18 protein-coding genes and 1 riboswitch are annotated in these 19435 nt (G+C 50.8%); of the genes, 3 read left to right on the top strand and 15 right to left on the bottom strand.

Features of this window, described 5'->3' with window-relative positions; genetic code table 11:
* Positions 1-153 precede the first annotated feature (153 nt).
* Both hslU and hslV read right to left on the bottom strand, forming a co-directional pair.
* Positions 154-1509 (bottom strand): ATP-dependent protease ATPase subunit HslU, encoded by a 1356-nt coding sequence (gene hslU, locus B2Y11_RS04005; protein ID WP_291056500.1) that lies wholly within the window; start codon positions 1507-1509, stop codon positions 154-156.
* Positions 1509-2039, bottom strand: coding sequence for an ATP-dependent protease subunit HslV (gene hslV, locus B2Y11_RS04010; RefSeq protein ID WP_291056503.1), 531 nt, complete (start codon positions 2037-2039; stop codon positions 1509-1511). Before hslV ends, hslU begins: the two co-directional genes overlap by 1 nt.
* Before the next feature lie 361 nt (positions 2040-2400).
* On the opposite strand from hslV, the gene B2Y11_RS04015 reads away from it, so the two are divergent.
* Complete coding sequence (locus B2Y11_RS04015) at positions 2401-2868, top strand: PaaI family thioesterase (protein ID WP_291056506.1); 468 nt, start codon at positions 2401-2403, stop codon at positions 2866-2868.
* A gap of 311 nt (positions 2869-3179) precedes the next feature.
* Here the strand turns inward: B2Y11_RS04015 and B2Y11_RS04020 are convergent, their stop codons facing one another.
* The 13 genes from B2Y11_RS04020 to B2Y11_RS04080 all read right to left on the bottom strand — a co-directional run bounded on the left by B2Y11_RS04020 (position 3180) and on the right by B2Y11_RS04080 (position 17103).
* Positions 3180-4463 (bottom strand): O-acetylhomoserine aminocarboxypropyltransferase/cysteine synthase family protein, encoded by a 1284-nt coding sequence (locus B2Y11_RS04020; RefSeq protein WP_291056509.1) that lies wholly within the window; start codon positions 4461-4463, stop codon positions 3180-3182.
* 551 nt (positions 4464-5014) lie between these two features.
* Positions 5015-5638 (bottom strand): phosphoribosylanthranilate isomerase, encoded by a 624-nt coding sequence (locus B2Y11_RS04025; protein ID WP_291056512.1) that lies wholly within the window; start codon positions 5636-5638, stop codon positions 5015-5017.
* A gap of 12 nt (positions 5639-5650) precedes the next feature.
* Positions 5651-6484, bottom strand: a complete 834-nt coding sequence (locus B2Y11_RS04030) for a hypothetical protein (RefSeq protein WP_291056515.1) — start codon at positions 6482-6484, stop codon at positions 5651-5653.
* A gap of 123 nt (positions 6485-6607) precedes the next feature.
* Positions 6608-7516, bottom strand: a complete 909-nt coding sequence (gene murB, locus B2Y11_RS04035) for a UDP-N-acetylmuramate dehydrogenase (RefSeq protein WP_291056517.1) — start codon at positions 7514-7516, stop codon at positions 6608-6610.
* Positions 7517-7917: 401 nt separating this feature from the next.
* A complete protein-coding gene (gene rbsB / locus B2Y11_RS04040; RefSeq protein WP_291056518.1) occupies positions 7918-8835 on the bottom strand; it encodes a ribose ABC transporter substrate-binding protein RbsB in 918 nt (305 codons plus the stop codon).
* Between the two features lie 13 nt (positions 8836-8848).
* Positions 8849-9787, bottom strand: coding sequence for an ABC transporter permease (locus B2Y11_RS04045; RefSeq protein WP_291056519.1), 939 nt, complete (start codon positions 9785-9787; stop codon positions 8849-8851).
* A gap of 3 nt (positions 9788-9790) precedes the next feature.
* Complete coding sequence (locus B2Y11_RS04050) at positions 9791-11272, bottom strand: sugar ABC transporter ATP-binding protein (protein WP_291056522.1); 1482 nt, start codon at positions 11270-11272, stop codon at positions 9791-9793.
* An 18-nt stretch (positions 11273-11290) separates the two neighbouring features.
* Positions 11291-11695 carry a D-ribose pyranase gene (rbsD, locus tag B2Y11_RS04055; RefSeq protein WP_291056525.1) on the bottom strand — a complete coding sequence of 135 codons (405 nt, stop codon included), beginning with the start codon at positions 11693-11695 and terminating at the stop codon, positions 11291-11293.
* Positions 11683-12573, bottom strand: a complete 891-nt coding sequence (gene rbsK / locus B2Y11_RS04060) for a ribokinase (RefSeq protein ID WP_291056527.1) — start codon at positions 12571-12573, stop codon at positions 11683-11685. Before rbsK ends, rbsD begins: the two co-directional genes overlap by 13 nt.
* A gap of 258 nt (positions 12574-12831) precedes the next feature.
* On the bottom strand, positions 12832-14217 hold the full coding sequence (gene fumC, locus B2Y11_RS04065; protein WP_291056528.1) for a class II fumarate hydratase: 1386 nt from the start codon (positions 14215-14217) through the stop codon (positions 12832-12834).
* Between the two features lie 426 nt (positions 14218-14643).
* Positions 14644-15372 carry an acetolactate decarboxylase gene (gene budA / locus B2Y11_RS04070; protein WP_291056530.1) on the bottom strand — a complete coding sequence of 243 codons (729 nt, stop codon included), beginning with the start codon at positions 15370-15372 and terminating at the stop codon, positions 14644-14646.
* A gap of 52 nt (positions 15373-15424) precedes the next feature.
* Positions 15425-16792 carry a phosphomannomutase gene (locus tag B2Y11_RS04075; RefSeq protein WP_291056533.1) on the bottom strand — a complete coding sequence of 456 codons (1368 nt, stop codon included), beginning with the start codon at positions 16790-16792 and terminating at the stop codon, positions 15425-15427.
* 5 nt (positions 16793-16797) lie between these two features.
* The gene (locus B2Y11_RS04080) at positions 16798-17103 is read right to left on the bottom strand and encodes a YerC/YecD family TrpR-related protein (RefSeq protein ID WP_291056536.1); all 306 of its coding nucleotides are present in this window, start codon (positions 17101-17103) and stop codon (positions 16798-16800) included.
* Between the two features lie 443 nt (positions 17104-17546).
* Positions 17547-17644: riboswitch (SAM riboswitch) on the top strand.
* 54 nt (positions 17645-17698) lie between these two features.
* On the opposite strand from B2Y11_RS04080, the gene B2Y11_RS04085 reads away from it, so the two are divergent.
* Together B2Y11_RS04085 and B2Y11_RS04090 are read left to right on the top strand one after the other, a co-directional pair.
* Positions 17699-18739 carry a methionine ABC transporter ATP-binding protein gene (locus B2Y11_RS04085; RefSeq protein WP_291056539.1) on the top strand — a complete coding sequence of 347 codons (1041 nt, stop codon included), beginning with the start codon at positions 17699-17701 and terminating at the stop codon, positions 18737-18739.
* Positions 18720-19373, top strand: a complete 654-nt coding sequence (locus tag B2Y11_RS04090) for a methionine ABC transporter permease (protein ID WP_291056542.1) — start codon at positions 18720-18722, stop codon at positions 19371-19373. The genes B2Y11_RS04085 and B2Y11_RS04090 overlap by 20 nt, the downstream gene beginning before the upstream one ends.
* Positions 19374-19435 lie beyond the last annotated feature (62 nt).

Genomic DNA, 19435 nt, shown 5'->3' on the forward strand with positions numbered 1-19435 from the left:
TATTCGCAAAAAGTTTCCTATCCGACATGACACTACAGTGTTTCTTACCGGCAGGAAACTATTCGCCTACAGTGTTCCATCCGGCTTGACCCATTCGCCATTCATCGCAGCAGGAAGCCAAAAAGGCCGGCGGACAGGGCCGCCGGCTTTTTCTCAAAGGATGTAGTTTGAAATATCGATGTTTTCTGTAATTTTCCCCAGTTTTTCCTTTACATAGGCGCTGTCCACCACCACTTCCTTCTGCTCCATATCCGGGGCATCAAAGGAAAGGTCTTCCAGTACTTTTTCCAGAATGGTATAGAGTCTTCTGGCGCCGATGTCTTCGGTTTCCCGGTTCACCTGAAGGGCGATGTCCGCAATGGCATCTAGAGCATCTTCCCCAAAGGATACCTGAAGTCCCTCCGTTTCCAGAAGGGCGGTATACTGGCGGATGAGAGCCTGCCGGGGTTCGGTCAGGATTTTCCTGAGGTCATCTTTATTCAGGCTGGACAGTTCCACCCGGATGGGGAAACGGCCCTGCAGTTCGGGGATAAGGTCGCTGGGTTTGGATACATGGAAGGCGCCGGCGGCCATGAAAAGGATATGATCCGTCTTCACCTGGCCGTACTTTGTCTTCACCGTAGCGCCTTCCACAATGGGGAGGATATCCCGCTGCACCCCTTCCCGGGAAACGTCCGGGCCGCCGGAAGCGCCTGTCCTTCCTGCGATTTTATCGATTTCATCGATGAAAATAATGCCTCTTTCCTCCGCATAGTGGATGGCTTTTTCCTTCACCACTTCCATATCCACCATTTCATCGGCCGCTTCTTCGGCCAGAATCTTTTTGGCCGCTGCCACGGTGACTTTCTTCTTCTTTGTCCGTTTGGGCATCATGCTGGAAATCATGATGGAAATCTGGTTTGCCTGCTCATTGTCCGACTCAGGGGCATTTCCCTTATCCTCCACCTTGATTTCCACCATGCGGTCATCCAGTTCTCCCCTGCGGATGCGTTCGATGAGTTCCCTGCGTCTTTCCTTTTCACCTTCATCCTGGGGCTTATCTTCCTTCTTTTCGCCGAAGATAATATCCATGGGACTCCTTGTTTCCGGTTTCTTCGAAGGCCACAGAGCTTCCGCAATGCGGCGGAGAGCCTCTTCATCTGCATCCCTGCCGTGAAGGGCTGCTTCTTCCTTTTTCACCAGGCGCACCGCTTCTTCCACCAGATCCCGTACCATGGACTCCACGTCCCGGCCGACATACCCTACTTCCGTATACTTGGTGGCTTCCACCTTCACGAAAGGCGCATGGGTCAGGGAGGCGATACGGCGGGCGATTTCCGTCTTGCCTACCCCCGTAGGCCCGATGAGAAGGATGTTCTTGGGGCTGATTTCCTTTGAAATATCATGGGGCAGCTGCCCGGCCCGCCAGCGGTTCCGAAGGGCCACCGCCACTGCTCTTTTGGCGTCCTTCTGCCCGATAATATAATGGTCCAGATATTCTACAATCTTACGGGGTGTCAGTTCTTCCATCAGATTTCCTCCACAATAACATTATGATTGGTATATACGCAGATGTCTGCTGCAATATGGAGTGATTTTTCCGCCACTTCCCTGGCAGAAAGACCGGTATTCTGAGACAGGGCCCGAGCCGCAGCCAGGGCATAGTTGCCGCCGCTGCCGATGGCAAGAATGCCGTCGTCCGGTTCAATCACTTCTCCGCTGCCGGAAACGAGGAAAAGATGCTCTCCGTCAGTCAGAATCAGGAGCGCTTCCAGCTTCTGGAGCACCCGGTCCCGCCGCCAGTCCTTGGCAAATTCCACTGCCGCCCTTACCAGATTGCCGCTGCAGTCCGAGAGCTTCGCTTCAAATTTGTCAAATAAAGAAAAGGCGTCGGCCACAGAGCCTGCAAAGCCTGCAATAATCTTTCCGTGATACAGGCGGCGCACCTTGCGGGCCGTATTCTTCATAATCACCGCATTCCCCATGGTCACCTGACCGTCGCCGGCCATGGCTGTATGACCATCCTTTTTCACCGCCAGTATGGTTGTTGCTGTAAACATAACTCCTCCTTCATTTTTCATTCTATAAAAACACTGCCTTGAAAAACAGTACCGAATTTCCTCTTAGGGGCGCTGATTAAATCGTTATCGAATGAATCAGTGCTTCCCTTATATTATACGTTACTGAGAAGGCAATGGGTAGGGCTCCTGTCCAGCTTGACACTATGGTGCTTCTTACCGGCAGGAAACTATTCCCCAAAAGTTTCCTATCCGGCTTGACGCTACAGTGCTTCTTACAGGCAGGAAACTATTCGGGTTTCTTACCGACAGGAAACTTATTTCCTCCCTGTCTTGCAATCTTTCTCCATCACCGTTATCATGATGAATAACATATGAAATTTCAGAAAAGGATGGGAATACTATGGATACCAATATGAAACAGCTGAGAGATCCGGAGGAAATCAGACAGCATATCCGGGATATTTATAAAGAAAACCGGTTCATGTCCGATTATTTCCATATTCACATTGATGAAATCCACTGCGGCAGTGTAACCGTAAGCCTGAAGACGGATCCCATGAAGCACAATAATCACCGGGGCCGCCTCCACGGCGGCGTGCTGGCCGCCCTGGCTGATTCCGTTACCGGCGTCACCAGCGCTTCCGTAGGCGCTTCTGTAGTCACCGTGGCCATGACCATGAATTTCATCCGCACCGCCAAACCCGGTGAGACCATCCGCGTCACCAGCCACATCACCCACAACGGCCACTCCACCATTGTCATCGCCGCTGATATGTATGATGAGGAAAATCATCTCATGTCCAACATTCTGGCTACCATGATGGTGGTAGACCGGTTCACGGAAATCCCCAGGCACTGGAATGGATGAATGAAGGGCCGCTCTGCGGCCCGGTTTCAGAGGGTTCGGAGGTTTCAGAGGGTTGTAGATTGCCCTGCGGGCAATGATTATGAAGTCAGCGTTACGGGACTCGCATTTGTGTCATCTGCGCTGCATGAGGTAGTGCTGCAGCCCCCTTCCTCTGGAAAGCAGAAGCCCTGAAAGGGCCTGATGAAGAAGTATTCCTGCATAATTTCCCTGTTTCAGGACTTCACCCGGCTCCGGCAGCCCCAATAAAAAACTCTCCCCCAAACCGGGGAGAGTTTTTCTATTGGGGCCGCCCTTTATGATATTTCTAACAATCAGATCTTGGCCAGTGCCTGTTCTGCATCTTCCAGGAGGTCATCAATATTTTCAATGCCTACGGAGATACGGACGGTGCCGGGGGTAATGCCGGCTGCTCTCTGGGCTTCTTCGTCCAGCTGCTGATGGGTAGTGGATGCGGGATGAACGACCAGGGACTTGGAGTCGCCTACATTGGCCAAATCGGAGAAGATTTCCAGGTTATCGATGAAGTCTCTGGCTGCCTTGAATCCGTCCTTCAGTTCGATGGAGAAGATGGAGCCTGCGCCTTTAGGCAGGTACTTCTGCTGGAGTTTATGGTAAGGAGAGGATTCCAGGCCCGGATAGTTGACCTTTGCCACTTTCGGATGTTTTTCCAGGAATTCCGCCAGTTTCTGGGCGTTGGACACGTGACGTTCTACGCGGAGAGACAGGGTTTCCAGCCCCTGGATGAAGAACCAGGAAGAAATAGGAGAAATGGCTGCGCCGGTATCGCGGAGGACTTTGGCACGAATGCGGGTAACAAAGCCTGCCCCCGGTACGTCGGTGGCAAAGTTGATGCCATGGTAGGATGCGTCGGGATTGGCAAAATGAGGATATCTTTCAGGCTGGTTCCAGTCGAACTGGCCGTTTTCAATGATGGCGCCGCCAAGGGTTGTACCGTGGCCGCCGATGAATTTGGTGGTGGAGTGGATGACTACATCCAGGCCGTGTTCCAGCGGACGGAAGAGGTAAGGGGTGGCAAAGGTATTATCGATGAGCACCGGCAGATGATGGGCATGGGCAATGTCGCGGATGGCATCAAAGTCGGGAATATTGATGGCCGGGTTGCCCAGGGTTTCAATATACACGGCCTTAGTTTTTTCTGTAATGGCTGCTTCGATTTCTTCCGGATGGTCGGGGTTTACGAATCTGGTATGAATACCCAGCTGGGGAAGGGTGTCTGTGAAAAGCTCATAAGTGCCGCCATAGAGGGTGGAGGCGGAAACGATTTCATCGCCGGCTCCTGCAATGTTCAGGATGGCATAGGTAACAGCCGCTGCGCCGCTGGCTACTGCCAGACCTGCGGTGCCTCCTTCCAGGGCAGCCAGTCTTTTTTCCAGTACGTCCTGAGTAGGATTGGTCAGGCGGCCGTAAATGAAGCCGGGTCTCCTGAGGGCGAAGAGATCTTCCCCTTCCTGGGCATCATGGAATACGTAGGAAGTGGTCTGGTAAATGGGAACGGCTCTGGCTCCTGTGGTGGGATCCGGTACCTGACCTGCGTGCTGCTGAAGTGTTTCAAAACGATATTTCTTGTCTGCCATAATAGTTTCCTCCATTTGATCTATTTCATTCTATTAAAATCCATTGTTTTTATCCTGCACTGCACATTCGACATCGTATCCCTGCCATATCTTATTCCTCCTCTTCTTATAGGAATCTTTTCAGGAAATTTTCCTGTCCGGACTCTGCCGTGAAGGTACGTTCCTGTACCTCTGCGCTGTATCGGGCGTCTCCCGGATATGTACACAGTCTCTCTGAAAGGACGATGAAATAAAAAAACTCCCGTCCTTTACCAGGACGAGAGACTCGTGTTTCCACCTAATATTTCCACCTGTGTCGCCACAGGCAGCTCGCGAGGTACTTGGTCATGCCGCATACCCTGACTCTGTATCGGGAGCTCCCGGGAAGGCCTACTGCTGTTTCGGCCCGCCAAACTCAGAAATGCAATTCAAAGTCCTATCCATATCCGCTTCCACTCTCCGGACTCGCTTGGCTGTTTTGAGACTTCTACTCTTTTCTTCCTCGTTTGAAGTTGAATCAACTTTACCACGGAAAAATTATTTTGTCAAGAAAGAAATTGGCCCCATCCCCTTTACAGGCTTTCCCGCAGATCCTCCTTCTCCACTGCCTGGATGAAGGAAGCCACTTTGGCAGGATCCTTCCCTTTCCTGTCAGCATATTCCACTCCGGAGGAAACATCCACCATGTAAGGATGGACAGTGCGGATGGCCTGTCCCACATTAAAGGGAGTAAGCCCGCCGGCAAGTATAAATTTTCGCCCATCCCGGGGAATCTTTGCCAGACACTGCCAGTCAAAGGTTTTTCCGCTTCCCGGAGTGGCCGCATCGAAAAGATAGGCCTTGATTCGTTCATGCTCTTCAAAGACAGGTATCTTTTCCAGAATATTCACCGCCCGGATAATCGGAAGTCCTCCGTGAATGACAAAATCCCTTTCCATAGTGCCGTGAACCTGGAGGAAATCAAAGCCTGCCTTCTCTGCCAAATCCGCCTCTTCCACCGTAGGAGAAACGGTGACGGCGACCTTTTTGATGCCCTTTGGCAGGGCCTTCATGATTTCGACGGCTCTTTCAATGGTTATATTTCTTTTGCTTTTCGGGCAGAAGAGCACCATGCCTGCCGCATCTACATGGGAGGGATCCAGCAGAGCTGCTTCTTCGGGAGATGTGAGTCCGCAGATTTTGATTTTTGTCCTCATGCTGCTTCCTCCTTACCAGGCTACACCGGTGGTTATGTTAATCTTTATGGTTTCCAGCGACATGCCGGTGGTATACTCGATTTCCCGCTGCACCCGGTCCCGCATGGTATGAATCACATTCTTGATTTCCTGGGGCGTACCGGTACGGACATTCACATCCAAGTACAGGATAAGGCCGTTCACCTGGCTTTCGCTTTTCTTGCTCCTCACATGACGGATTTTGATTTTTTTCAATCCGCTCACCGCATAGTTCACCAGGTCTTCAATCACCTTGTCGGAAAAGGTCAGTTTGCCGTAGTAGCTGAATACAGGCCGCACCACAGACCTTTCATTCCACTCGCTGAACCGCTTCGGTTCCTTCTTACGGCTCCGAAGGAAACGGAGGGGATCCACCATGTATCCTTTGAAATAGGGCTTCAGTTCCATGGTAGGCACGGGAATCACGTGCTTGCCCTCCTTATGTCTGGCTTCGCTGGCCTTCAGCATATCCTCCGGCTTGGCCACGTCCTCAATGCGGATATACCTGGCAGGCATGGGAAGTGCCAGCGCTTTGGCAATGGTAACCACCATGCGGTCGGAGGTGCCCAGAATGAGCACCCTTTGGGGATTGATTTTCTGAAGTGCCGCTTTCACTTCATCCCGCTGCTCCTTATCCCAGAAAATAGCCCGCCGCACTGCCTTCAGACGGCTCTCCTCCCGCTTGGCTGATTTTCCTGCCACGATTCGGCTGTGATAAATAAGAATGCCGTCATCAATAATGCAAGACGCTTTATTTTCATAGGCTACCACCAGAGCCCGGTCACTTTTTCCAGTCCCCGGCGGCCCGTAAAATCCAATGACTTCCATGACTTCTCTCCTTTCCGGAACGCATCACAAACCGGGATGCGCTGTCCACTCTCCTTTTCCCCATTATACCATGGGAAAATAAGAAAAAGGCAGGTTTCCCCGCCTTTTATACATGGACTGAAATTACTCTTCCCCTACAATCTGCACTTCTGTATGGAGATCCACGCCGTATTCCGCCTTTACCTTCTTCTGCACTTCGCGGATGAGGGAAAGCATATCCTCGCAGCTGGCATGGCCGTTGTTAATGAGGAAGCCGGCATGCTTTTCGCTCACTTCCGCATCGCCTACAGCAAAGCCTTTAAGTCCCAGCTCCTCAATCATCTGCCCTACGAAATGACCGTCCGGCCGTTTAAAGGTGCTTCCGGCGCTTCGCTTCTCCAAAGGCTGCTTCGTCCTGCGGCGGTTGTTCAGATCATCCATCAAAGCCTTAATATCCTTCTTATTTCCCGGTTTCAGGGACAGAGTAATATCCACAATCGCTTCCCCATTCTCCATGAAAAGGCTGTGCCTGTAGGAATAGCGGATATCCCGGCTGTTATAGGTAATGAGGTCCCCCTTCCGGTCACAGGTGGTGGCGGAAATAATAATTTTCGACATTTCCCCGCCATAGGCGCCGGCATTCATATAGGCAGCGCCGCCGATGGTGCCGGGAATGCCGCTGGCAAACTCCATGCCCGAAAGTCCCCTTTCATAGGCCGCCCTGGCTGCCTGGGCAGTGGAAACGCCGCTGGATACCTTCAGAAGATTTCCATTCTGCTCAATCTTCTGCAGTTTCCCTGTAAAAATCACCACACCCCGGATGCCCTTGTCCCGCACAAGAAGATTGGCCCCGCCGCCCAGCACAAATACAGGCATGCCATACTTATGGGCCAGCCTGGTCACAATGCAGAGCTCCTCCGCCGTTTTAGGAATCAGGAAACAGTCCGCCGGGCCGCCGATGCCAAAGGTGGTATGACGGCTCATGGGTTCATCGATTTTAATCTGGTTCTCACCGAGAACGGTGGCAAAAATTTGTGTATATGTATTGTCCATAAATCTCTCTTTTCCATTCATTTAGTCACTCATATTATTATAAATTTGACCATCATGGCAGTCAATGGAAATTATGAAATAGTTTGGGTTTTGCGCTCTTCACTCTTCGGGCGCAAAGGGTTCAGAGGGTTCAGAGGGGAAGGTTTGCCCTGCGGGCAATAATTATAAAGCCAGCGTTACGGGACTTGCTTTTGTGTCTTCGGTGGTGCATGACGTGGTGCCAAGGACTCCTTTACCAGAAAGGAGTCCGGAAACGATTGGCGTACTGACCGTCTGATTCCCCATCGATGGCTCACCGGAAACCAGACACAGGAAGCTACTCCCAGTCCACCGGCTGACTGAAAAAAATCCACAGACAAAGGTCTGCGGATTTTTCCAGGTTGTCATATGTTATGCGGTTATTATTTCTTTTCTACCAGTTTCAGATCAACGGCAATGTTCTTGTCTACGTTTTCACCCTTAGCCAGTTTGAGTGCGGTTTCTACGCCAATTTCACCCATCTTATCAGGCTGCTGGGCAATGGTAGCTGCCATGGAGCCATCGTTGACAGCTTTGATGCCGTCGTCGGTTCCATCGAAGCCGATAATGAAGATCTGTTTGTTGGCAGCTTTGGCAGCGCTTGCAGCGCCGAGAGCCATTTCATCGTTCTGTGCGAAGATAGCCTTTACATCCGGATTAGCCTGGAGGATATTTTCAGCAACAGTGAGGCCTTTGGAGCGGTCGAAGTCGGCGCTCTGTTTAGCCAGTACTTTCAGTTTGTTATCAGCAATGTTGTGGAAGCCCTGTCCTCTTTCACGGGTAGCGGATGCGCCGGGGATGCCTTCCAGTTCAGCCACCGGTGTGCCTTCGCCCAGTTTGGAGATAATGTATTCAGCTGCCATTTCGCCGCCTTTAACGTTGTTGGAAGCGATATGAGCTGCCACTTCGCCTTTATCAGCGGAGCGGTCGATGGTGATGACCGGAATCTTTGCCTTATTGGCTGCCAGGACGGAGTTGGAAACGGCTGCAGAGTCTACCGGGTTCACGATGAGGACGGAGATATTTCCCTGGAGCAGGTCGGCAATATCATTGGACTGCTTAGCCGGGTCATTCTGTGCATCAACGATTTTTACGTTGACACCTGCTTTATCAGCAGCAGCCTTTACGCTGTTCGCCATGGTGACGAAGAAGGGGTTATTCTGAGTGGAAACGGAGAAGCCGATAGTAACTTTCTTGGAACCGGATGCTGCACCTTCAGCTTTCTTGTCAGAAGAGCCGCAGCCTGCTGCGGAAATGAGAGCTGCACCGATGAGAGCAGCCAATGCGATTTTCTTTAACAACTTGTTTTCCTCCTTAGTTTTTCTTGCGGTCCATAAGCACTGCGAGTAAAATGACAACGCCTTTGACAACCTGCTGATAGAAGCTGGAAACATTTAATATATTAAGACCGTTATTCAGGGTACCGATGATCAGCGCACCGATGAGGGTACCGGAAATACGGCCCTTGCCGCCGGCAAGGGATGTGCCGCCAAGAACGACTGCCGCAATAGCATCCAGTTCATAACCCATACCGGCTGTAGGCTGGGCACTGTTCAGGCGGGCGGTGAGGATAGCTCCGGCCAGAGCACAGAGGCATCCTGTTAAAGCATAGGCAAAAATCTTGATTCTGTCAATCTTGATACCGGAAATGTAGGATACTTTTTCATTGCCCCCTACTGCATAGGTCTGGCGGCCCAGAGGGGTCTTGCTCAGGATAAAGAAGAGAATGAAGAATGCAATGAGCATGATAATGGCCGGCACCGGAATTTCCAGGAAGAAGCCCTGGCCGAAGCCGGTGAAGATGGGATCATCGGAAAGGCCGGAAATCGGGTTGCCGTTGGTAAATACCAGGGTAGCGCCGCGGTAAATGGTCATGGTAGCCAGGGTAGCGATGAAGGGAGCTACCTTGCCGTAGGAAATGATGACACCGTTCACGGTGCCCAGAAGAATGCCGATGACAGCAGACAGCACGATAGCCACTTCCGGGTTGGTCCCCTTGGTAATCATGCTGGCCATGAGGGCACTGGAAAGGGCAAGGATACTGCCTACGGACAAATCAATGCCGCCGGTGAGGATGACGAAGGTCATGCCGAAGGCAATGAGGGCATTAATGGAAATCTGGCGGGCCAGGTTTTTCAGGTTGGATGGATCAATGAAACTGTCATTCAATACAGAAATGACAATAAAGAGAAGGATAAGGCCGATAAGGGGCCCCATTTCCCTGATGATATTTTTTACTTTTGCGGAACTCATGCTTTACTCTCCTCCGGTTGCAAGTGTCATAATGCGTGTCTGGGTGGCATCTTTATGTTCAACAATGCCTGCGACCCTGCCTTCATGAATAACAAGGATACGGTCGCTCATGCCGATAACTTCCGGCAGTTCAGAAGAAACCATGATGATGGATACGCCCTTGGCGGTGAGTTCATTCATCAGGTCATAAATATCTTTCTTGGCACCGATATCAATGCCGCGGGTCGGTTCGTCCAGAATCAGAAGTTTTGGATGCATGCCTACCCACTTGGCAATAACCACCTTCTGCTGGTTGCCGCCGGAAAGAGCGCTGGCAGGAAGATCGATACTCTGGGCCTTAACCCCCAGACGTTTGGAAAGTTCGCCGGAAAAACCATATTCTTCCTTATCGTTGATCACATGGTTCTTTGCCAGCCTTTCCTCACTGGGAAGGGCAATGTTTCTTTCAATGGAGAAATCAAGGATGAGCCCTTCGGTCTTCCTGTTTTCCGTAATGAATCCAAATCCCTGGCGGATGGCGTCTCGGGGGTTTTTGATGTGGATTTCTTTTCCCTCAAAATAAAGCTTTCCCGATTCATGGGGATCCACGCCGAAGATGGCCCGCATGATTTCCGTGCGTCCTGCCCCCATAAGGCCGGCAACCCCCAGGATTTCCCCTTTTCTGAGGTTGAAGGAAATATCATGGAATACACCGGGCTGGGTGAAGCCTTCCACCCGGAAAATTTCATCCCCCGGCACATTGGTGCGGGCCGGATAATATTCGCTCATCACACGGCCTACCATGTCCCCTACGATCTGGTCCATGTTCGTTTCTTCCGTGGGGCGGGAGCTGATGGTCTGGCCATCCCGCATGACGGTGATGGTATCGCAGTTGGCAAATACTTCTTCCATGCGGTGGGAAATATAGATAATGGAAACGCCCCTGCTTTTCAGCTTCCTCATTACTTCAAAAAGCCGGTCGGTTTCCCTTTCCGTCAGCGCTGCGGTCGGTTCGTCCATAATGACAGTCTTCGCATCCAGCATAAGGCTCCTGGTGATTTCCGTCATCTGCTGCTGGCCTACGGAGCATTCCCCGGCGATTTCATCAAGAGGCAGCTCAATGCCGATTTCCTTGCATTTGTCTTCCGCCATTTGATGCATCTTTTTGAAATCGATGGTACCGAACCTTGTTTTCGGCTGGTTCATAAGGAAAAGATTTTCCAGTACCGACAGGTTCGGCCAGATGTTCAGTTCCTGATGGATGAAGGCAATGCCGTGTTCCTCGGCATCCTTATTGTTCCGGAAGGTCACTTCCTTCCCGTCCACCATGATGGTGCCTGCATCGGCCCTGTGAATGCCGGTGAGGATGTTCATTAATGTGGATTTGCCTGCCCCATTTTCCCCCATGAGCGCATGCACTTCGCCGGGGCGGACATGAAGGTTGACGCCGCCAAGTACCTTGTTGGCGCCAAAGGATTTGCAAATCCCTATCATATTAATATCCATGTACTTCCCATACCTCTCTTAGAAGATGACTCCGGACTGGAGAATCACATTGGAAAAGGGCGTAATTTCACCGGTTCTGATTACCGCTTTGCAGTCCTTTTCCCAGGCCTTCAGTTCTTCGTGGCTTTCCAGCATCACCCATTCCACTTCGCTTTCAGGAAATACTTCCTGCAGTGCCTTCCACTGGGCGGGATTCTGAATCTTCGTTTCCGGAGCCAGATAGATTTTTTCAATCTGCATATACTTGGCCATTTCCTTAATGACTTCGATAAATGGCGGTTCTCCAAGGCGGAGGGCCAGATCGATTTTGGCTACGCCCGATGGGACAGGAAGGCCGCAGTCTCCTACGCAGATTTTATCTGTGTGGCCCAGGTCTGCCAGAACTTTTGCAATGCTGCTGTTAAGGATTCCTACTTTTTGCATGAGAGCATTTCCTCCACTTCATTCCGCCAGGGCATTCCTCCCTGGGCACCAATTTTTCCAACCGAAAGGGCAGCAGCTGCATTGGCAAACCGGATGGCTTCCCTGATGGAAAGACCTTCTACCCTGCCCGCAGCAAATGCACCGTTAAAAGTATCCCCTGCGCCGGTGGTATCCACCACAGGCACCTGGAAACCGGGAACATGAACTACTTCATTTCCCTCTCCATAAACAACGCCGTCCTTACCTACGGTCATAATGACCTTGCCGGCATGGTTTTTAAGGATTTCATCCCTGTCCATGCCATGGAACATGAGAGCTGCCTCATGTTCATTCGGCGTGATGTAGGTCACTTTCTCAATCCATTCCTCCGGAATGTCCATGTAGGGAGCAGGATTCAGCATCACCGGCACATGGGCTTCAAAGCAGCGGTCAATGATATAGCCGATGGTGTCCATAGGGATTTCATGCTGCAGCATCACCAGATCCGAAGAAGCGATGATATCAAAGGCATCATCCACTACCTGACGGCTTACCCGGTCATTGGCCCCCTTCAGCACAATAATGCTGTTATCCCCTTCTGCCAGGATAATATGGGCCGTTCCCGTATTCACTCCGGGAAGCACGGATACATAGTCCGTCTTTACGCCGCTCTTTTTCAGCGCTTCCAGCATGAGGCTGCCATAGGCATCATCACCTACGCAGCCTACCATATATACCTCTTCTCCCAGGCGGGCAGCCGCCACAGCCTGATTGGCCCCTTTGCCTCCAGGCGAGACAATAAGCCGCCTGCCCATCACCGTTTCGCCGGCCAGCGGCCTTCTGTCTGCCTCCACGGTGAGATCCATATTACAGCTTCCGATGACAGAGATATGTCCCATAAAACCTCCCCATATGTATACATAATAAGCGTACGCTTTTTATAGTCAACTCAATTATTTTACCATAAAGAAAGCAGATATTAAAGATGAAAAAAGAATTCTTCATAGGACTTATTACAGGAGTGAAGAAAAAAAGGGCTTCGTCTTTTCTTACAATTATACATGAAATCCGCTCATTCGTTAAGAAACCCGGTGAACCGCATAAGTAAAAAGCAGAATCCTGAAGGACTCTGCTTTTACTGTTTCAAAAATTATCGCTTATCGGTCTACATTGGTCATATCCTTGGGAACCACCCACTTGTCATATTCTTCTGCCGTTACATAGCCCAGCGCCAGAGCCGCTTCCCTAAGGGAGCTGTTGTCTGCAAAGGCCTTCTTTGCAATTTGTGCAGACTTTTCATAGCCGATATGGGGTGACAGGGCTGTTACCAGCATGAGCGATTTTTCTACCAGCTCTTCCATCCGTTCATCATTCACTTTGATGCCCTGGGCGCAGTGAATATCGAAGGAATGGATAGCCGCTCCCAGAAGTTTCACCGATTCAATGAAGCTGTCTGCCATAACCGGTGCATACACGTTCAGTTCAAACCGTCCCTGGGAGGAAGCCATGGACATGACAGCCTGGTTGCCATGTACTCGGCAGGCCACCATGGTGAGGGCTTCACACTGGGTGGGGTTTACCTTGCCCGGCATAATGGAGGAACCCGGTTCATTGGCCGGAATGGTGAGTTCGCCAAGACCGGCTCTGGGGCCGCCGGCCAGAAGGCGGATATCATCAGCAAATTTCATGCAGTCTCCCCCAAGGGCATCCAGTGCGCCATGGGTAAATACCATATCGTCCCTACCGGTCAAGGCGTAGAATTTGTTGGCGGCGGAGGTGAAAGGAATGCCCGTTTCTTCGGAAATGGCTTCGGATACCTTTTCGCCGAAATCCTTGGGGCTGTTAAGGCCAGTACCTACAGCGGTTCCGCCGATAGCCAGCTCATGGAGATATTTTTCACCATCCTCAATCATGGACCTGGATTTCTTCAGCATTTCCACCCAGCCCGATACTTCCTGGCCAAAGGTAAGGGGTACTGCATCCTGCACATGGGTGCGGCCGATTTTAACGGTATGCATGTATTCCCTGCTCTTGGCTTCAAAGGTAGCAATCAGTCCGTCCAGCGGTCCATAGAGGTACTGATGGAGAGCATATACCGCTGCCACATGGAGGGCCGTGGGGAAAGTATCATTGGAAGACTGGGACATATTCACATCGTCATTGGGGTGAACCCGAAGGCTGCTTCCTGCCTTTTCCAGCTTGGAGTTGGCAATGTGCGTCACCACTTCATTCATATTCATATTGCTCTGGGTGCCGGAACCGGTCTGGTACACCACCAGCGGGAATTCGCCGTCCCATTTTCCTGCCAGGATCTCGTCACAGGCACTTCTGATGGCTTCCCCTTTCTCCGGAGCCAGGGCTCCTCTTTCCTCATTCACCTTGGCAGCACATTTTTTTAGTATTGCAAAGGCACGGATAATTTCCTTCGGCATCACATGGCCGATTTTAAAATTTTCAAAAGAACGCTGGGTCTGTGCTCCCCACATATGGTCAGCCGGAACACGGACTTCACCTAAAGAATCATGTTCGATACGATATTCCATAATTTTCTCCTTTGTGAAATACAAACCTGCAGGGAAACCACATTCCCCCACCAGGAAATATCCTTATGATTCATTGTAACATCTTCAAGCCCCTCCAGTAATTACCAACTTTTCATAGGTAAAAGGAAAATCATTGCATGGAAGTCATAAAAGGGGCCGCTGCACGGCCCGGGTTCATAAGGTTCAGAGGGTTCAAAGGGAACGGTTGACACCCGCTCCGCGGGCGAAGGGGCTTTGCCCTTCGGGCAAAGAGTTGTGTTCGCTGGAGCGCAGGGGGGCGATGGGCCTTTGACCCGAGGGTTGTGGTATAGCCCTGGCAGGCGATAAGTATAAAGTCAGTGTTACGTGCCCTTTCACAGCGGAATTCCCACTCCATCCATGAGGACAGCGGACAGCCGGCAGCGGACAGCAGAAAGCCGTCCTCCCTCACCCTTCCACCTTTTTTACCGCCTCATCCAGATTTCCTGTAAAATCAATCTTCCCGAAACGAGAGGAACGGGGCAGTTTCAGCTTAAAGTCGGAGAGGAGGCAGAATTCCGCCTTTCCTTCTTTGAGACACAGGTCAAACACATGGCCGCCTACCTTCCTGTCGTCGGAAAGGTAGTGGAAATGGTACCCCGGCATATTAAGTCCACCCATGAAGGAGGGACAGTAAAGGCCGATGAGGGTGCCTTCCGTATGGGCAAAGTGAAATTCCACCTGGTCTTTCTTCATCACTTCATCCAGCCTTTGATAGGGCTTCTGCTGTGCCTTCTCGCTTCTGGCATATATTTTGTCAAAAGTCCCATGAATGCGTATACCGTAAAAATAATTAGGGCCCCAGCTCTTGATAAAATCATCCGTCCTTTCCCGCAGTTCGTCCAGGGAGGAAATATCTTTCAATGAAAGGGTTCTGTCCGTTTCAAAGAAGAAAACATCTGCAAAGGGCACTTTCCAGTGGTCCTCCGCTTCTTTCACTTTTCCCTGTCCATTCACCTGATAGACTCTGCCTTCCAGCATAATGAGCTCCCCGTTCAGGGCATCAAAGGTGCCGATACCGAAATCTCCCTGTCCTTTCAGGTCCTTTACCGGTACCGCCCCATCATAATGTCCCAGTATCAGGGACTGCAGAAGGGCTGCCTGAAACAGGGTCCTTCCATGACTTAATCTTTCCATGACTGCCGCCTCCCTTGCAGTATAAAAGCCGGGAAGGTCTCCCGGCCTGTTATCATTCCAGTGAATGAATGAAATCCATAATTTCCTTTTTCTTCTCTTCCAAGAGCTTCCTGTCTCCCCTTGTTTCCATATTAAACCGGATGAGAGGTTCCGTATTGGATGGACGGAGATTGAAACGCCAGTCTTCATACTCTATACCCACGCCGTCGATCAGGTCCACCCGCCGGGCATCCTTTCCATACTTTTCCTTCACCTTTTCCAGAATGAAATCGCTGTTTTTCACAGTGAGATTGATTTCACCGCTGCAGGGGAATTCCTCTTCCATTTCAGCCACCAGTTCCCCCAGATTCTTTCCCTTTTCACTCATGATCTGGGCCACAATAAGCCAGGGAATCATGCCGGAATCGCAGTAGGAAAATTCACGGAAGAAATGGTGGGCAGAGTTTTCCGCGCCGTAAATTCCCTTCACCCGGCGCATGGTTTCCTTCATAAAGGCATGGCCGCCTTTGGACTCCACCGGTTTTCCGCCCAATTCGTGACAGATTTTTTCCGTACACCAGAATACCCGGGGATCATGGACAATGGTTTCTCCCCTGTGATGCTTCAGGAAATATTCCGCCAAAAGCCCCACCATGTAGTAGCCTTCCACAAAATGACCTTTTTCATCAATAAAGAAGCAGCGGTCGAAATCCCCGTCCCAGGCAATGCCAAGATCCGCCTTTTCAGACAGCACCTTTTCCGCCAGCGGCTTCCTGCACTCCTCCAGCATGGGATTGGGCACGCCATGGGGGAAGGAGCCGTCGGGATCCATGTACATTTCCGTGAAATGGAATGGCAGATGCTTCTTCAGCTCGGAGAACGCAATATTGGCACAGCCGTTTCCTGCATTTACCACAATGTGGAATGGTTTCATGGCCTTTACATCCACAAAGCTTAAAAGGGAAGCGATGTAGTCAGAAAGGATTTCCTTATGAAAGAGGAAACCCTTTTTTTCACTTTCCGGGAAATCGCCGGAAAAAGCGAGGGCTTCGATATCCTTCAGGCCCGTATCCGCACTGACCGGAATCCCCTCTTCCCGTACGATCTTGATGCCATTGTAATCGGAGGGATTATGGCTGGCGGTAATCATGAAACCACCGTCCAGTCCGTAATGGAAAGTACCGAAATACATCATTTCCGTGCCGCAGAGACCGATGTCATATACATCGGCGCCCGCATCCATAAGACCCTTTGCTGCGGCCTCGCTGATTTTTCGGGAACTGGGCCGCACATCGAAGCCGATGCACATGGCTTTGGGATGATACAGCGCTCCATAGGCCCTGCCCACCCGATAGGCCAGCTCTTCGTTCACCTCACCGGGCACAATCCCCCGGATATCATAAGCTTTAAATCCCTCATGGGACATATGTAAAGGTTCCATCCCTTTTATTCTTCTCCTTTCTCCTTCAGCCGGCTCAAAACGGTAAGATAGCCATCGGCGCCGTACTTCAGGCACCGCTTCACTCTGGAAATGGTAGCCGTGCTGGCGCCGGTTTTTTTCTCGATCTGGTCATACTTCTCCCCGTTTTCCAGCATACGTGCCACCTCCAGCCGCTGAGACATATCCCTAAGCTCATTGATGGTACAGAGATCTTCAAAAAATTCATAACATTCATCCCTGGTCTTCAGAGAAAGAATAGCGTCAAACAATGTATCAGTCAGAGGATTGACAAGTCTCTGGTTTACACTCATAAATACCCCTCTTTTCCTGTATGGTAAATGAACTACAGCTTTTTTACTTTAGTATATTATAACATTACAGACCAACAGGTGCAAAGGGATTCGTGCCCGTTGTATTCGCGACTGTGGGGTGCGAATGGGTTCAGAAGAGTTTCGCGCCCTTTGGGCGCAGAAGTTTGACGGTACTTCGCCCCGAAGGTTCTTAGGGTTCTTGGGTTTGACACAGCCTGCGGCTGCCAGGGAGGCGCTGAGGTATCGCCCTGTCGGGCGATGAGCTATATGCCGCCTTTCGGCGGCACATTCCATTTTTATAAATTCCATCGCCAGCCCACCAGCATCCTAATACAATCATGAGTTTTATGAATGCTATATACTCTACTTATAATCTCTATTGACAATATTTCTTAATGAGAGTACTATAGTTTCAACCCGCATATTCGGGCCAACTGCATATCGATTCATCATGAGTGGCGGAGGGACTGGCCCTTTGAAGCCACGGCAACCATTCCAAGGAAACGGTGCCAATTCCAGCGGTTATACCGAAAGATGATGTCAAGAACCTGCTTTCATCTTTCGATGAAAGTTTTTTTATTATAAGGAGTTCTCCATGATTGAACTGAAACATATAACCAAATTATATGACAACAATTTCAAAGCACTGGACGATATCAACCTCACCATAAAGGACGGTGAAATTTACGGTATCGTCGGGCAGTCCGGCGCAGGAAAATCCACATTGATCCGCTGCATCAACATGCTGGAACCGCCGACTTCCGGTGAAGTGATGATTGACGGAAAGGACATGACCAAGCTTTCCAAAGCCCAGCTTCGGGAAGAAAGAAAAAAAATCGGCATGATTTTCCAGCACTTTAACCTTCTCTCCAACAGGACGGTGGCAGGCAATGTGGCATTTCCCCTGGAACTGTCCAATGTACCGAAGGCGGAGCAGAAGAAGAGGATTGATGAGATCCTGAACCTGGTAGGACTTACGGAATACAGGGATAAATACCCCTCCCAGCTTTCCGGCGGCCAGAAGCAGCGCGTAGGCATTGCAAGAGCCATCGTTTCCAATCCCTCCGTCCTCCTCTCCGACGAAGCCACCAGCGCCCTGGATCCGGAAACCGTAAAATCCATCCTTCAGCTTCTGAAAGACATTAACAAGAAAATGGGCATCACCATCATCATGATTACCCACCAGATGGAAGTCATCAAGGAAATCGCAGAACAGGTGGCCGTCATCGAAAAAGGAAAGATTATCGAACAGGGCTCGGTGGTAGACCTCTTCACCAACCCCCAGACGGAAACGCTGAAGAAATTCGTGGGCTCCGTCATGTCCTCCGACGTTCCTGAACAGCTGTCCCATATGCATATTTCCAAAGAGAAAAAAACAGAAAGCGACCAGACCATTATCAGCCTGAAATTCCGGGGCGATGTGGCCAATGAACCTATCATTGCCAACCTCATCCGGAAGTATAACCTGGACGTCAGTATTCTTTACGGTTCCATCGACTACATTCAGAACGTTTCCTTCGGCCGCCTTATCATCATGATCAACGGCCACGAAGATGACATGAAAAAAGCTCTCGGCCATCTTCAGTCTTTACCAATCACAAGCGAGGTAATCGGATATGTCCCCAGTGATAACTAATCTTCTTCTGAAAAGTCTGGCTGAAACGCTGTATATGCTCTCCATTTCAGCCATTATTGCCGCTTTAATCGGCATTCCCTTAGGCATTCTTCTGGTTGTTACGGAAAAGCACGGCATCCTTTCCTGCCCGCTGCTGAACAAGCCTCTGGCCTTCATTATCAACCTGATCCGCTCCATACCCTTCATTATCCTCATGGTAGCCATCATCCCCTTCACAAGACTGGTGGCAGGCACCTCCATCGGCACCACCGCAGCCATCGTTCCTCTGACCATTGCTGCCATCCCCTACACCGCCCGCATGGTGGAAACCTCTATCCGTGAAATCCCCTTCGGCCTCATCGAAGCAGCCGAATCCATGGGTGCCTCCCCTCTCCAGATTATCTGGAAAGTCCTCATCCCCGAGGCCCTCCCCTCCATTATCGAAAGCTTAACCGTAGTCATCGTATCCCTCATCGGTGCTTCCGCCATGGCCGGCACCATCGGCGGCGGCGGCCTCGGCGACCTGGCCATCCGCTACGGCTACCAGCGTTTCCAGGCAGACGTAATGATTGCCACCATCATCGTCCTTGTCATTATCGTACAGCTCATCCAGTTCATCGGCAGCAACATGGCCAAGAAAGCGGACAAGCGGTAACTCTGTATATAATGGGCCTATCCCTTATATAAATCATCAAGGTTTCATCTATACATGAAATC

This window comes from Dialister sp. UBA1703 (genome assembly GCA_002320515.1).
Classification (GTDB): domain Bacteria; phylum Bacillota; class Negativicutes; order Veillonellales; family Dialisteraceae; genus Dialister.